A 12,907-nucleotide genomic window follows, 5' to 3' on the forward strand; every position below is an offset into this window, starting at 1 on the left:
ATGAGTCTGAAAGATAAAACACAATCCCTGTTTGCTGAAAAATTTGGCTACCCTGCCACCCATGTTATCCAGGCACCCGGCCGCGTTAATCTGATCGGCGAACACACCGACTATAACGACGGATTTGTTCTGCCCTGTGCCATTGACTACCAGACGGTGATCGGCTGCGCGAAACGCGACGATCGTCACGTGCGGGTGATCGCTGCGGATTACGACAACGAAATTGATGAATTTTCACTCGACGCCCCGATCGTGACCCACGACAGCCAGCAGTGGTCGAACTATGTTCGCGGCGTGGTGAAGCACCTGCAAAAGCGTAACAAGAATTTCGGCGGAGCCGATCTCGTGATCAGCGGCAACGTGCCTCAGGGGGCGGGATTAAGCTCGTCTGCATCACTGGAAGTGGCGGTCGGCACCGTGTTCCAGCAGCTTTATCATCTGCCGCTGGACGGGGCGCAGATCGCTCTCAACGGTCAGGAAGCAGAAAACCAGTTCGTGGGCTGCAACTGCGGCATTATGGATCAGCTGATTTCCGCGCTGGGCAAGAAAGAACATGCTTTGCTGATTGACTGCCGCTCCCTCGGGACCAAAGCGGTTCCGCTGCCAAACGGTGCGGCGGTCGTGATCATCAACAGTAACTTTAAACGCACCCTGGTGGGCAGCGAGTACAACACCCGCCGCGAACAGTGCGAAACCGGCGCGCGCTTCTTCCAGCAGCCAGCCCTGCGTGATGTTTCACTTGATGAATTTAACAAGGTTGCCCACGAGCTGGATCCGGTTGTCACGAAGCGCGTACGTCATATACTGACGGAAAATGCCCGTACCGTAGAAGCCGCCTCCGCGCTGGCGAAAGGCGATCTGAAACGGATGGGCCAGCTGATGGCCGAATCGCATGCCTCCATGCGCGACGATTTCGAAATCACCGTGCCGCAAATCGACACCCTGGTTGATATTGTGAAAGCCACAATTGGCGACAAAGGCGGGGTGCGTATGACCGGCGGCGGATTTGGCGGGTGCGTCGTCGCCCTCGTACCGGAAGAGCTGGTCCCTGCCATTCAGGACGCGGTAGCTAAACAGTACGAAGCCAAAACGGGCATCAAAGAAACTTTCTATGTCTGCAAAGCATCACAAGGAGCCGGACAGTGCTAAACGAAACACCAACACTCGCACCGGATGGTCTGCCGTATCGCCTGTTAACCCTGCGCAACAGCGCCGGGATGGTGGTTACGCTGATGGACTGGGGCGCAACGCTACTCTCTGCCCGCGTACCGATGCCTGACGGCAGCGTGCGCGAAACCCTGCTCGGCTGCGCATCGCCGGAGCAGTATATCGAGCAGACCGCTTTTCTGGGCGCGTCCATCGGCCGTTACGCTAACCGCATCGCCAGAAGCCGGTTTACGCTGGACGGCACAGAGTATTCCCTGCTATCAAGCCAGGGGGAAAATCAGCTGCACGGCGGCCCGGAAGGGTTTGATAAACGTCGCTGGAAGATTGTGCAGCAAAATGACGGTGAGGTCTGGTTCTCTCTGGACTCTCTGGATGGCGATCAGGGCTTCCCGGGCAATCTCACCGCAACCGCACGCTTCACCCTGACCGAAGATAATCGCATCGCCATTGAGTACCGCGCAACGGTCGATAAGCCGTGCCCGGTCAACCTGACGAACCATGCCTATTTCAACCTTGACGGTAATCAGACCGATGTCCGCAGCCACAAACTCCAGATCCTGGCGGACGAGTATCTGCCGGTCGATGAGATGGGTATCCCTTATCAGGGGCTGAAACCGGTAAGCGGAAATAGCTTTGATTTCCGTCAGCCGAAAACCATTGCCCAGGATTTCCTGAGTGATGACGATCAGCGCAAGGTGAAAGGCTACGACCACGCGTTCCTGTTGCAGGCGAAAGGCGATCTTTCTCAACCTGCCGCCCAGGTCTGGTCTGCTGATGAGAAGTTACAGATGACGGTCTACACCACCGCCCCTGCCCTACAGTTCTACTCCGGTAACTATCTGGAGGGTACCACGGCGCGCGAACATGACGCCTACGGCGCCTGGCAAGGACTGGCGCTGGAGAGCGAGTTCCTGCCGGACACGCCTAACCATCCTGAATGGCCGCAGCCGGACTGTGTGCTACGTCCGGGTGAAGAGTACGTAAGCGTCACCGAATATCATTTCATTCCGCGCGCTTAATGACCGGCGGCGCTACGCATGCACGGGCCTACTGATGTAGGTCGGATAAGCGAAGCGCCATCCGGTGAAAAAGCCAGGCCCTCATCCCGAGGGCTTTTTTATCTCCGCCTTGCTGAAAATAGCGGCGATCGCAGACAAAATCATAACCCTGGATTCACATGCATCTTACACTCTCGAACTATTTTCGCTATGGTTAGGGTTAAGCGTTGCTGCTGGCACAGTCACGGCAATATAATGAGAATTGTTATCATTCAAAATGCTTGAGGAGTAAGAAATGGCTAATACTAAGCTTGTCCTGGTGCGCCACGGCGAAAGCCAGTGGAACAACGAAAACCGCTTCACCGGTTGGTATGACGTTGATCTGTCCGAGAAAGGCGTGAGCGAAGCAAAAGCGGCAGGTAAGCTGCTGAAAGACGAAGGCTTCACCTTTGACTTTGCTTACACCTCTGTGCTGAAACGTGCCATCCATACCCTGTGGAATGTTCTGGACGAGCTGGATCAGGCCTGGCTGCCGGTTGAGAAATCCTGGAAACTGAACGAGCGTCATTACGGTGCGCTGCAAGGTCTGAACAAAGCGGAAACCGCAGAAAAATACGGTGACGAGCAGGTTAAGCAGTGGCGTCGTGGTTTTGCGGTCACGCCTCCAGAGCTGAGCAAAGATGACGAGCGCTACCCGGGTCACGATCCGCGTTACGCGAAGCTGACTGAAGCTGAACTGCCTCAGACCGAAAGCCTGGCGCTGACCATCGACCGCGTTGTGCCTTACTGGAACGAAACCATTCTGCCACGCCTGAAAAGCGGCGAGCGCGTCATTATCGCTGCTCACGGTAACTCCCTGCGTGCGCTGGTGAAATACCTGGACAACATGGGTGAAGATGAGATCCTCGAGCTGAATATCCCTACCGGCGTACCGCTGGTGTACGAGTTCGACGAAAACTTCAAACCGGTTAAACATTACTATCTGGGTAACGCCGATGAAATCGCTGCAAAAGCGGCGGCCGTGGCAAACCAGGGTAAAGCGAAGTAATTTTCGCCGGACATAAAAAAAGCGTGGAGCAATCCACGCTTTTTTATTGCCCGGGACAAATTTAGCCGCGACGCGCTTTAACCGCATCCGCCAGCTGACGCAGGATCGTATCGGTATCGTCCCAGCCAATGCAGGCATCCGTCACGCTCTTACCGTAGACCAGCGGCTCGCTGCCCTCCAGGTTCTGGTTGCCTTCCACCAGATGGCTCTCAATCATCACCCCAATCACTGCGCGTTCACCGCTGGCGATCTGCTGACAAACATCTGCGCCGACTTCCATCTGCTTTTTAAACTGTTTGCTGGAGTTGGCATGGCTGAAATCGATCATCACCTGCGGTGGCAGACCCGCTTTCTCCAGCCCTGCTTTTACCTCTGCCACGTGTTTAGCGCTGTAGTTAGGCTCTTTACCGCCGCGCAGAATGATATGGCAATCGCCATTACCGCTGGTATTCACGATAGCCGAGTGGCCCCACTTGGTCACCGACAGGAAGCAGTGCGGCGCGCCAGCCGCATTGATAGCATCGATGGCGACCTTAATGGTGCCGTCAGTACCGTTTTTAAAACCCACCGGACATGACAGGCCAGACGCCAGCTCGCGGTGCACCTGAGATTCAGTCGTACGCGCGCCAATGGCTCCCCAGCTCATCAGGTCAGCCAGATACTGCGGGGTGATCATATCGAGGAATTCTCCGGCAGCAGGCAGCCCGCTGTCGTTAATTTCCAGCAGCAGCTTACGCGCAATGCGCAGGCCATCGTTGATCTGGAAGCTGTTGTCCATGTGCGGATCGTTAATCAGCCCTTTCCAGCCCACGGTGGTACGCGGTTTTTCGAAATAGACGCGCATTACGATTTCCAGTTCGTCCTTCAGCTCTTCACGCAGGGTGAGGAGTCGTGACGCATACTCTTTGGCCGCAGCAGGATCGTGAATGGAGCACGGCCCGATCACCACCAGAAGCCGATCGTCGCTTCCTTTGAGGATCTTGTGGATCGCCTTGCGGGCATGAGACACCGTGTTGGCGGCATTTTCGGTAGCGGGGAATTTTTCAAGGAGCGCTACGGGAGGTAATAACTCGTTGATCTCTTTGATACGTAAATCGTCGTTCTGATAATTCATCTTCTTTCCGGCTCTGCCATATCTTTAGTAATGAAAGCAATGCTTTCAATCTAACTTGTCGGCCCCGAAGTGTAAACGGGCTTTTACACTTCACGCAGATAATTCCTGGAATTCGCCTAAAATTCACCACAAAATAGCGAAAAATGAGATCTGGCCTAAACTTTTTACTTGTAACAGCTGAATTGAAATATTTATACGCGATTCCATTCTGCCCTCACGCAGAAATCCGGGATCTTTCGCCACTGAACAAGATGCACTGTTGGAGAATGTTATCCAGCGTAACGATAAGAACAGGAGCACCATGATGAAAATGACGAAACTGACTACGCTTTTCCTGACGGCAACCCTTACCCTGGCAAGCGGCAGCGTGCTGGCAGCCGATACCGGCTCATCCGGCAGCAACGGTGACGCGAACGCTGCCGCCGAAGCAGGCCAGGTTGCGCCGGATGCAAAACAGAATATCGCGCCAAATAATGTTGATAACAGCAACATCAACACGGGCAATACTAACACCGGCGGTACGAATACCGGCACCATGAACCACGACGGCATGACCAGCGATGAGGTTCATAAAAACTCGATGTGTAAAGACGGGAAATGTCCGGACCCCAATGAGAAAGTGGGTAGCGATGCCGATACCAAAACGGACGGTACTACTCAGTAACCTTTTGTAAGGTAAAAACAGGGGGAGCGAATGCTCTCCTTTTTTATTTAACCTTTTAAAAACGCTACACTAAAAATAATAATAAACCAGGAACGATTCCATGGCGCACTCCCACTCCCATACTCCCTCTACTGGCGATGAAAATGCCAAACGGCTGCTGCTGGCTTTCGGCGTCACCGCCACCTTTATGATCATTGAGGTAATCGGCGGGCTGATATCCGGTTCGCTGGCGCTGCTGGCCGACGCCGGGCATATGCTGACTGACGCTGCCGCGCTTCTGTTTGCCCTGCTGGCCGTGCAGTTTGCCCGTCGTCCACCCAATGCCCGACACACCTTTGGCTGGCTCAGGCTGACCACGCTGGCCGCCTTTGTGAATGCTATTGCATTGGTAGTCATTACTATTCTTATCGTCTGGGAGGCTTTTCAGCGCTTTCGGCATCCCCAACCGGTAGCCGGGACAACGATGATGGTGATTGCCATTGCCGGCCTGGTTGCCAATATTCTGGCGTTCTGGATCTTGCACCGCGGCAGCAGCGAAAAAAATCTGAACGTGCGGGCCGCGGCGCTGCACGTGCTCGGTGATTTGCTGGGTTCTGTTGGTGCGATTGTGGCCGCGCTGATTATTATGGGTACGGGCTGGACCCCTATCGACCCGATTCTTTCCGTGCTGGTATCGTGCCTGGTATTGCGCAGCGCCTGGCGGCTATTGAAGGAGAGCGTTAATGAGCTGCTGGAAGGCGCGCCCACGTCACTGGATATTGGCGAACTGAAGCGCAACCTGAGTCGCTCCATTCCTGAGGTTCGTAACGTCCATCACGTTCACGTCTGGCTGGTTGGGGAAAAACCGCTTATGACGCTGCACGTTCAGGTTGTTCCGCCCCACGATCACGACGCGCTGCTTGAACGTATTCAGCACTTCCTTGAGCATCACTACGAGATTGCGCACTCCACTATCCAGATGGAGTACCAGCCTTGCAGCGGGCCAGACTGCCACCTTAACGAGGCGCAGTCCGGCCACTCACACGCACATCACCATTAACGGGAAAGCGCGCGAGAGCCACGCTCGCGCGCGCTGTTAATCCACATGCGGCTGCCGTTGAGAGCAATGACGGTCAGCAGCATGTACTCCAGCGACATGGCATAAACGCCCTGACGGGCAAAAATCACCACGCTAATCACGTTAATCACTACCCATAACAGCCAGTTCTCAACGTATTTACGCGTCATCAGGATCATCGCCGCAATCGACAACACCATCATGCAGGAATCCCAGAACGGGAAGGCATCCGGCTGAAGCTCTGGCAGGGTAACGTTCAACCCCAGCCCCGACATCACCGAGACCGCCACGCGCGTCAGGAAGGCAAATACCGGATCGATAAAGACGGTCATCAGGCCGATAGCCACCACGCAGGCCGCGAGCCAGGCGATCGCTTTTGGCAACGGCAGCCAGCGGATTTGCAGCTCCGCCTCCTGCTGGCTGTTTTGCCGCGACCAGGCATACCAGCCGTAGATGTTGGCCGCGAAGAAGAACAGCTGTAGAAGCAGGCTGGCGTAGAGCTGGATCTGGAAGAAGATGATCGCAAACAGCGTAACGTTAATCAGCCCGAACGCATAGTTGCCGATCTTCTCCAGGCTGGCCAGCCAGATACAGAGTAAACCGGCCAGCGTACCTACCGCTTCAATCCAGGACAGGTCATAGCCGCCCGCACCAATCGGGATGTGAACCAGGATGTTCTGTGTACTAAAAAAATCCATTTTTTCTCCGGGGCGTAATGAGTTAAGTACGTAGTGTAGCCGCAAAATCCAGCATACGGTTAAGCGGAATTAACGCGCCTTCACGCAGGGCGGCATCCACGTGGATCTCATGCGCTACACCACCGTTCTCCAGCCCCTCCGCAATCGCTTTGAGCCCATTCATCGCCATCCACGGACAATGCGCGCAGCTTCGGCAGGTCGCCCCTTCTCCGGCGGTCGGCGCTTCGAGCAACGTTTTTTCCGGCACGGCCTGCTGCATTTTGTAGAAGATACCGCGATCGGTCGCCACAATGAGCTGCTTGTGCGGCAGGGTTTTCGCAGCATGAATAAGCTGGCTGGTTGACCCGACGGCATCCGCCATGTCGACGATGGACTGCGGGGATTCCGGGTGCACCAGAATCGCGGCGTCCGGGTATAACCCTCTCATGCGCGTCAGGGCCTGGGTCTTAAACTCGTCGTGAACGATACAGGCACCCTGCCAGCACAGCACATCCGCACCGGTCTGTTTTTGCACGTAGTGACCCAGATGACGATCGGGCGCCCAGAGGATTTTTTCCCCCAGGCTGTCCAGATGCTCAATCAGCTCAACGGCGATACTGGACGTCACCACCCAGTCTGCCCGGGCTTTCACGGCAGCGGAGGTGTTGGCGTAGACTACGACGGTACGGTCAGGGTGAGCATCACAGAAGGCGGTGAATTCATCAATCGGGCAACCGAGGTCGAGAGAGCATTCGGCATTCAGCGTTGGCATCAGAACCATTTTTTCCGGACTGAGGATTTTTGCCGTTTCCCCCATAAAACGCACCCCAGCGACAAGGAGCGTGGAAGCAGAATGTTTTGCACCGAAGCGTGCCATCTCCAGTGAATCAGAAATACAGCCCCCCGTCTCCTCCGCCAGCTGCTGGATTTCCGGGTCGGTGTAGTAATGTGCCACCATCACCGCATCTCGCTCTTTCAGAAGACGTCTGATCTTCTCGCGGTAGAACTGCTTTTCAGCCTGGCTTAGCGGAACAGGCTTTGGCGGAAACGGATAGATGGCGGCTTCGGGATCAAACATCACACTCATTATGGCTTCTCGTTTTACTGGCTTAACAATATTGCCTTTGTTTTGCATGAGATAACAAAAATGAGGCAATGGTGTTTTATATACTAAACAAGATAGCGAATTTGAGGGGGAATGTCATCGGGAATTGATGCCGGTAGCATTTGTCGGGTGGCGGCTTCGCCTTACCCGACCTACAGGGTAAGTTTCTGAACTTCAGATAGCAAAAAAGCGCCTTTAGGGCGCTTTTTTACATTGGTGGGTCGTGCAGGATGACTCGGCTTCGCCTCGCCCTTCGGGCCGTTGCTGAAGCAACGTTATCCTTCACGTTTAATATCTGAGTAAAACATTAAAAATTGGTGGGTCGTGCAGGATTCGAACCTGCGACCAATTGATTAAAAGTCAACTGCTCTACCAACTGAGCTAACGACCCCTTGCGGGATGTACTTCAACTTTATTCAGGCTGGTGGGTCGTGCAGGATTCGAACCTGCGACCAATTGATTAAAAGTCAACTGCTCTACCAACTGAGCTAACGACCCATTTGGGTGTTGCCTGAATTATCACTCGGAACCAATAAAATTGGTGGGTCGTGCAGGATTCGAACCTGCGACCAATTGATTAAAAGTCAACTGCTCTACCAACTGAGCTAACGACCCGAGTGGTGGGTGATGACGGGCTCGAACCGCCGACCCCCTCCGTGTAAAGGAGATGCTCTACCAACTGAGCTAATCACCCACTCTGAACTGCCGGTACTGCTTTAAGTGGTGGGTCGTGCAGGATGACTCGGCTTCGCCTCGTCCTACGGGCCGTTGCTGACGCAACGTTATCCTTCACGTTAAACTATCGCTATCCACCTAACGATTGGTGGGTCGTGCAGGATTCGAACCTGCGACCAATTGATTAAAAGTCAACTGCTCTACCAACTGAGCTAACGACCCAATTTTGCGCTGCTTTCACGTTGTTTGATATCCCGTGGCAACGGCGGCATATATTACTGATTTAAGAATTCTGCGCAACAAAAATTTCGATGAAGATCACTTAACTGCTTAGGAATCATGCTGCATGACCAGAAATAACACGATTTCTGGTCATGCGATAATCATCCCATCGAACTCAAACGTTTTTGCGCTTGCTTAGCGCCGTCGGTACCCGGGAATTTCGCAACCACCTGCTGATAAACCGCTTTGGCTTTAGCCGTGTCGCCTTTGTCCTGCATGATCACGCCGACTTTATACATCGCATCAGGCGCTTTCGGTGATTTCGGGTAATTTTTCACCACAGAGGCAAAATAAAACGCCGCATCATCCTTTTTACCCTTGTTGTAATTCAACTGACCCAGCCAGTAATTCGCATTTGGCTGGTAAGTGGAATCAGGGTACTTCTTCACGAAGTTCTGAAACGCAACGATAGCATCGTCCTGGCGCGATTTGTTCTGCACCAGGGCAATGGCCGCGTTATAGTCCGTATTCGCGTCACCGCTCTGTACAGGCGCACCAGAGGAAGAAGAGGCATCTGTCGCAGGTGCAGGCGTCGCCGCACCGCTTTGATCGCCCGCCGCTGGCTGAGCTGCTGCTCCGCCGCTGTTCAGGCTATCCATCTGCAACAAAATTTGCTTCTGGCGCTCCACGACCTGATTAAGCTGATACTGACTCTCCTGGATCTGACCACGGAGGGAATCAATATCATTCTGGTTATCAGAAAGCTGCTGCTGGAGTTGAGTTAAAAGCTGGCTGTGAGCGTTAGAAATACGCTCGAGTTGAGTAACCCGGTCTTCTACCGAGCCTGAGCCGACACTACTGATTGGTGCCTGAGCAAAAGCGGCCCAGGGGGCCGCTATTCCAACCAGTAACGACAGACTCATCAGATGATGTCTGAAGTTACTGCTCATGCAATTCTCTTAGTAAACGAGTACGGCACGACGGTTTTTGGAGTAAGCCGCTTCGTCGTGACCCAGTACTGCTGGTTTTTCTTTACCGTAAGAAACGATGGAGATCTGGTCAGCAGAAACGCCTTTACCCTGAAGGTACATTTTAACAGCGTTTGCACGACGTTCGCCCAGGGAGATGTTGTACTCTGGGGTACCACGTTCGTCCGCATGACCTTCTACGGTGACTTTGTAAGACGGGTTGCTACGCAGGAAGTTTGCGTGCGCATCCAGCATTGCAGCGAAGTCAGAACGGATGTCGTATTTGTCCAGATCGAAGTAAACGATGTTGTTCTGCTGTAACTGCTGCATCTGAAGACGCGCTTGCTCTTCAGAAGACATATTGCCATTGCCGTTAGCGTCCATACCGGTGCCGGCACCCATCATGCCTTCGCCGCTCTGGTCATTGCTTGCGTTCTTGTTAGAAGAACACGCTGCGATTGCCATAACAGGCAGAGCGATCATCAGCCCCTTCAGCACTTTGTTCAGTTGCATTTCTAAGATTCCTTTAGTAATCAATTAATTATTATTACAGATACGGCGACCAGGCAGGTGATTTTACCTGTCCATCAGTTGCCGGAAGACGCGCTTTGAAACGCCCATCTGTAGAAACCAGATTCAGCACGGATCCCATCCCCTGAGAAGAGCTGTAGATTACCATGGTGCCGTTAGGTGCCAGACTTGGCGTTTCATCCAGGAACGTTGACGACAGTACTTGTACGCCCCCCGTTACCAGATCTTGTTTGGCAATGTGCTGCTGACCACCCGCAGTACTGACCATTACCATTGTTTTACCATCGGCACTGACGTCAGCATCCTGGTTCTGAGAACCTTCCCAGGTAATACGCTGCGCTGCTCCGCCGTTGATATTCACTTTATAAACTTGTGGACGACCCGCCTGGTCAGACGTAAAGGCCAGATTCTGGCTGTCCGGGAACCAGGTTGGCTCAGTGTTGTTGCTACGACCATCCGTGACCTGACGGATCTGACCAGAACCAATATCCATCACGTACAGGTTCAGACTACCGGTTTTAGACAGGGCAAACGCCAGTTTGGTGCCGTCCGGAGAGAACGCAGGCGCACCGTTGTGACGCGGGAATGACGCAACCTGACGCACAGCACCGTTAGAGAGCGTCTGGATAACCAGCGCGGAACGGCCGCTTTCAAAGGTCACGTACGCCAGCTTAGAGCCGTCCGGAGACCATGCTGGAGACATCAGCGGCTGCGGTGAACGGTGTACGGTGAACTGGTTGTAACCATCGTAGTCAGAGACGCGCAGCTCATAAGGGAACTGGCCGCCGTTGGTCTGTACTACGTACGCGATACGGGTACGGAACGCACCTTTAATACCGGTCAGCTTCTCAAACACTTCGTCACTGGCCGTGTGGCCTGCGTAACGCAGCCACTGCTTGTTCACTTTATAGGTGTTTTGAGCCAGAACGGTACCCGGCGCACCGCCGGTATCCACCAGTTGATACGCAACGTTATAGCCGCCGTCTGGCGCAGGGGTAACCTGTCCAACAACCACCGCATCAATTCCCAGTGCAGACCATGCAGCAGGTTGAACTTCCTGCGCAGTACCCGGCTGCTGCGGCAGACGAGAACGATCTAAGGGGTTGAATTTACCGCTGTTACGCAGGTCAGCTGCAACAATGCCGCCAATATCTTCAGGCGCAGCGCCCGGGCCTGCCCACTGGAACGGAACGACACCGATTGGACGCGCTGAGTCGTTCCAGTCGGTAATGTCGATGCTTACCGTGGCATGCACTGCTGACGTCAACAGTACTAAAAAACCAAAAGCTAATCGTAATGCCTGCTTCATCATATCTCCCTTATCCGAACAATAAGTCCTGGATAATTTAGCAGAAGGTTAACAAACTCAAATACACAAAACTATCAGAACCCGATAACCGCAGCTCTGCTTATGGCTTAAAGTTTAGCGAAGCGTCTTTGAACACTTCATAGACAGCCTGTGATGGAGGTTTTGGCAGTTTTGCCTGATTCACTGCCACAAGTGCAGCCTGGCATAACGCTTCATCTCCCCCTTCTGACTCAACGCTCAGCACCATACCATCCGTAGCCAGTTTAATATGCAGTCGGCACGTTTTCCCGGTATAAAGCGATTTATCATTAAGTCTGCTGGCAATAGCCGCGGCAATCTGATTCTTATAGTCGTTGATCTCAGCGCCAGAAGCACCGTTGTTCTTAGTGTTACCACTTCCTGCCGGTGCTGCGTTACTTCCTTTCGCCCCACCGCCCGTTTTCGGTGCATTCTTACCGGAGCTCAGGTCGCCCAGCAGATCGTCAACCCCTGCGGCAGCGGCTTTTTCCGCAGCAGCAGCCTTCTTAGCTGCGGCTTTTTCAGCAGCAGCTTTCTTATCGGCAGCGGCTTTCTCAGCTGCCGCTTTTTTATCAGCAGCGGCTTTTTCCGCAGCGGCGGCTTTTTCTGCCGCAGCTTTCTCGGCGGCGGCCGCTTTTTTCGCAGCATCAGCAGCCGCTTTCTTCTCGGCTTCCTGTGCAGCTTTTTTGGCGGCTTCCGCTTCGGCTTTCTTCTGTGCGTCAGCGGCAGCTTTTTTTGCCGCTTCGGCTTCTGCTTTCTTCTTCGCATCAGCAGCGGCTTTCTTCGCCGCTTCGGCTTCCGCTTTCTTCTGCGCATCAGCAGCCGCTTTCTTCGCCGCTTCTGCGGCTAACTTAGCCTGAGCATCTGCCTGCGCCTTCGCGTCTGCTGCGGCTTTGGCTGCCGCCTCTTCCGCCTGCTTCTGCTGTTCCTGAGCTTTCTTCGCTGCGGCTTCAGCCTGTTTCTGCTGCTCCGCCTGCTCTTTAGCGGCTTCCTGCGCCTGCAAACGCTCTTTCTCAAGCTGCTTCAGACGTTCCTGCTCGGCGGCCTGCTTTTCACGCAGCTCTTCCGCCTGCTGTTGCGCCTGTTTTTCACGCTGTTCTTCCGCGCGCTTTGCGCTCGCCTGCTGCTGTTGCTGGCGATTATAGTTCTGCACTACCGCACCGGGATCCACCATGACGGCGTCGATGGACGAGCCCCCACCGCCGCCTGATGCATCAAGGTGCTCATCGAACGAACTCCAGATCAGCGCTGCAAAAAGAATCACATGCAGCACTGCGGAGACGATTATCGCTCGCTTAAGCTTGTCGTTCTGTTCGGTTGCCTTTGACACTATCGGTTCCCAAAAACTACGCAG

The 12,907-nt window shown here is 54.0% G+C and carries 12 protein-coding genes and 5 tRNA genes; 5 read left to right on the forward strand and 12 right to left on the reverse strand.

Translation table 11 applies throughout. The annotated features are described in order from the left end of the window. The 3 genes from galK to gpmA all read left to right on the forward strand — a co-directional run bounded on the left by galK (position 1) and on the right by gpmA (position 3,213). The gene (gene galK, locus G6Q29_RS05100) at positions 1–1,149 is read left to right on the forward strand and encodes a galactokinase (RefSeq protein WP_165464798.1); all 1,149 of its coding nucleotides are present in this window, start codon (positions 1–3) and stop codon (positions 1,147–1,149) included. Then, positions 1,143–2,186 carry a galactose-1-epimerase gene (gene galM, locus G6Q29_RS05105; RefSeq protein WP_165464799.1) on the forward strand — a complete coding sequence of 348 codons (1,044 nt, stop codon included), beginning with the start codon at positions 1,143–1,145 and terminating at the stop codon, positions 2,184–2,186. The genes galK and galM overlap by 7 nt, the downstream gene beginning before the upstream one ends. 274 nt (positions 2,187–2,460) lie before the next feature. Then, complete coding sequence (gene gpmA / locus G6Q29_RS05110; RefSeq protein WP_063623650.1) at positions 2,461–3,213, forward strand: 2,3-diphosphoglycerate-dependent phosphoglycerate mutase; 753 nt, start codon at positions 2,461–2,463, stop codon at positions 3,211–3,213. 61 nt (positions 3,214–3,274) lie between these two features. On the opposite strand, the gene aroG is transcribed toward gpmA, so the two are convergent. Beyond that, positions 3,275–4,327: a 3-deoxy-7-phosphoheptulonate synthase AroG gene (aroG, locus tag G6Q29_RS05115; RefSeq protein WP_165464800.1), complete on the reverse strand. Its 1,053-nt coding sequence runs from the start codon at positions 4,325–4,327 to the stop codon at positions 3,275–3,277. A gap of 304 nt (positions 4,328–4,631) precedes the next feature. Here aroG and G6Q29_RS05120 point away from each other — a divergent pair, with 304 nt between their 5' ends. Further along, the gene (locus G6Q29_RS05120; protein WP_165465076.1) at positions 4,632–4,991 is read left to right on the forward strand and encodes a protein YbgS; all 360 of its coding nucleotides are present in this window, start codon (positions 4,632–4,634) and stop codon (positions 4,989–4,991) included. Between the two features lie 100 nt (positions 4,992–5,091). Continuing rightward, positions 5,092–6,030, forward strand: coding sequence for a CDF family zinc transporter ZitB (gene zitB / locus G6Q29_RS05125; RefSeq protein WP_165464801.1), 939 nt, complete (start codon positions 5,092–5,094; stop codon positions 6,028–6,030). On the opposite strand, the gene pnuC is transcribed toward zitB, so the two are convergent. From pnuC to tolA, 11 genes are all read right to left on the reverse strand, one after another. Then, positions 6,027–6,746, reverse strand: coding sequence for a nicotinamide riboside transporter PnuC (gene pnuC, locus G6Q29_RS05130; RefSeq protein ID WP_165464802.1), 720 nt, complete (start codon positions 6,744–6,746; stop codon positions 6,027–6,029). The two genes, zitB and pnuC, sit on opposite strands and share 4 nt — an antisense overlap. 22 nt (positions 6,747–6,768) lie before the next feature. Continuing rightward, complete coding sequence (gene nadA / locus G6Q29_RS05135) at positions 6,769–7,812, reverse strand: quinolinate synthase NadA (protein ID WP_165464803.1); 1,044 nt, start codon at positions 7,810–7,812, stop codon at positions 6,769–6,771. 333 nt (positions 7,813–8,145) lie between these two features. Next, a tRNA-Lys gene (locus G6Q29_RS05140) sits at positions 8,146–8,221 on the reverse strand. A 31-nt stretch (positions 8,222–8,252) separates the two neighbouring features. Continuing rightward, positions 8,253–8,328, reverse strand: a tRNA-Lys gene (locus G6Q29_RS05145). Between the two features lie 41 nt (positions 8,329–8,369). Then, positions 8,370–8,445: transfer RNA gene (locus G6Q29_RS05150), tRNA-Lys, on the reverse strand. 3 nt (positions 8,446–8,448) lie between these two features. Next, positions 8,449–8,524, reverse strand: a tRNA-Val gene (locus G6Q29_RS05155). A gap of 127 nt (positions 8,525–8,651) precedes the next feature. Then, positions 8,652–8,727, reverse strand: a tRNA-Lys gene (locus G6Q29_RS05160). 161 nt (positions 8,728–8,888) lie between these two features. Continuing rightward, positions 8,889–9,677, reverse strand: a complete 789-nt coding sequence (cpoB, locus tag G6Q29_RS05165; protein WP_165464804.1) for a cell division protein CpoB — start codon at positions 9,675–9,677, stop codon at positions 8,889–8,891. Between the two features lie 9 nt (positions 9,678–9,686). Next, positions 9,687–10,208 carry a peptidoglycan-associated lipoprotein Pal gene (gene pal, locus G6Q29_RS05170; protein ID WP_003858578.1) on the reverse strand — a complete coding sequence of 174 codons (522 nt, stop codon included), beginning with the start codon at positions 10,206–10,208 and terminating at the stop codon, positions 9,687–9,689. A 34-nt stretch (positions 10,209–10,242) separates the two neighbouring features. Beyond that, positions 10,243–11,535, reverse strand: a complete 1,293-nt coding sequence (gene tolB / locus G6Q29_RS05175; RefSeq protein WP_017384962.1) for a Tol-Pal system beta propeller repeat protein TolB — start codon at positions 11,533–11,535, stop codon at positions 10,243–10,245. A 100-nt stretch (positions 11,536–11,635) separates the two neighbouring features. Next, on the reverse strand, positions 11,636–12,883 hold the full coding sequence (tolA, locus tag G6Q29_RS05180) for a cell envelope integrity protein TolA (protein ID WP_003858583.1): 1,248 nt from the start codon (positions 12,881–12,883) through the stop codon (positions 11,636–11,638). Positions 12,884–12,907: the final 24 nt, after the last annotated feature.

The organism is Enterobacter cloacae (assembly GCF_011078175.1).
GTDB classification, from domain to species: domain Bacteria; phylum Pseudomonadota; class Gammaproteobacteria; order Enterobacterales; family Enterobacteriaceae; genus Enterobacter; species Enterobacter cloacae_Q.

Excerpts from the sequence above, each read along its gene's own strand:
- pal (WP_003858578.1), bottom strand. The coding sequence starts at position 10,208 with ATGCAACTGAACAAAGTGCTGAAGGGGCTGATGATCGCTCTGCCTGTT.
- pnuC (WP_165464802.1), bottom strand. The coding sequence starts at position 6,746 with ATGGATTTTTTTAGTACACAGAACATCCTGGTTCACATCCCGATTGGT.
- gpmA (WP_063623650.1), top strand. The coding sequence starts at position 2,461 with ATGGCTAATACTAAGCTTGTCCTGGTGCGCCACGGCGAAAGCCAGTGG.
- zitB (WP_165464801.1), top strand. The coding sequence starts at position 5,092 with ATGGCGCACTCCCACTCCCATACTCCCTCTACTGGCGATGAAAATGCC.
- aroG (WP_165464800.1), bottom strand. The coding sequence starts at position 4,327 with ATGAATTATCAGAACGACGATTTACGTATCAAAGAGATCAACGAGTTA.
- tolB (WP_017384962.1), bottom strand. The coding sequence starts at position 11,535 with ATGAAGCAGGCATTACGATTAGCTTTTGGTTTTTTAGTACTGTTGACG.
- G6Q29_RS05120 (WP_165465076.1), top strand. The coding sequence starts at position 4,632 with ATGAAAATGACGAAACTGACTACGCTTTTCCTGACGGCAACCCTTACC.
- nadA (WP_165464803.1), bottom strand. The coding sequence starts at position 7,812 with ATGAGTGTGATGTTTGATCCCGAAGCCGCCATCTATCCGTTTCCGCCA.
- galK (WP_165464798.1), top strand. The coding sequence starts at position 1 with ATGAGTCTGAAAGATAAAACACAATCCCTGTTTGCTGAAAAATTTGGC.
- cpoB (WP_165464804.1), bottom strand. The coding sequence starts at position 9,677 with ATGAGCAGTAACTTCAGACATCATCTGATGAGTCTGTCGTTACTGGTT.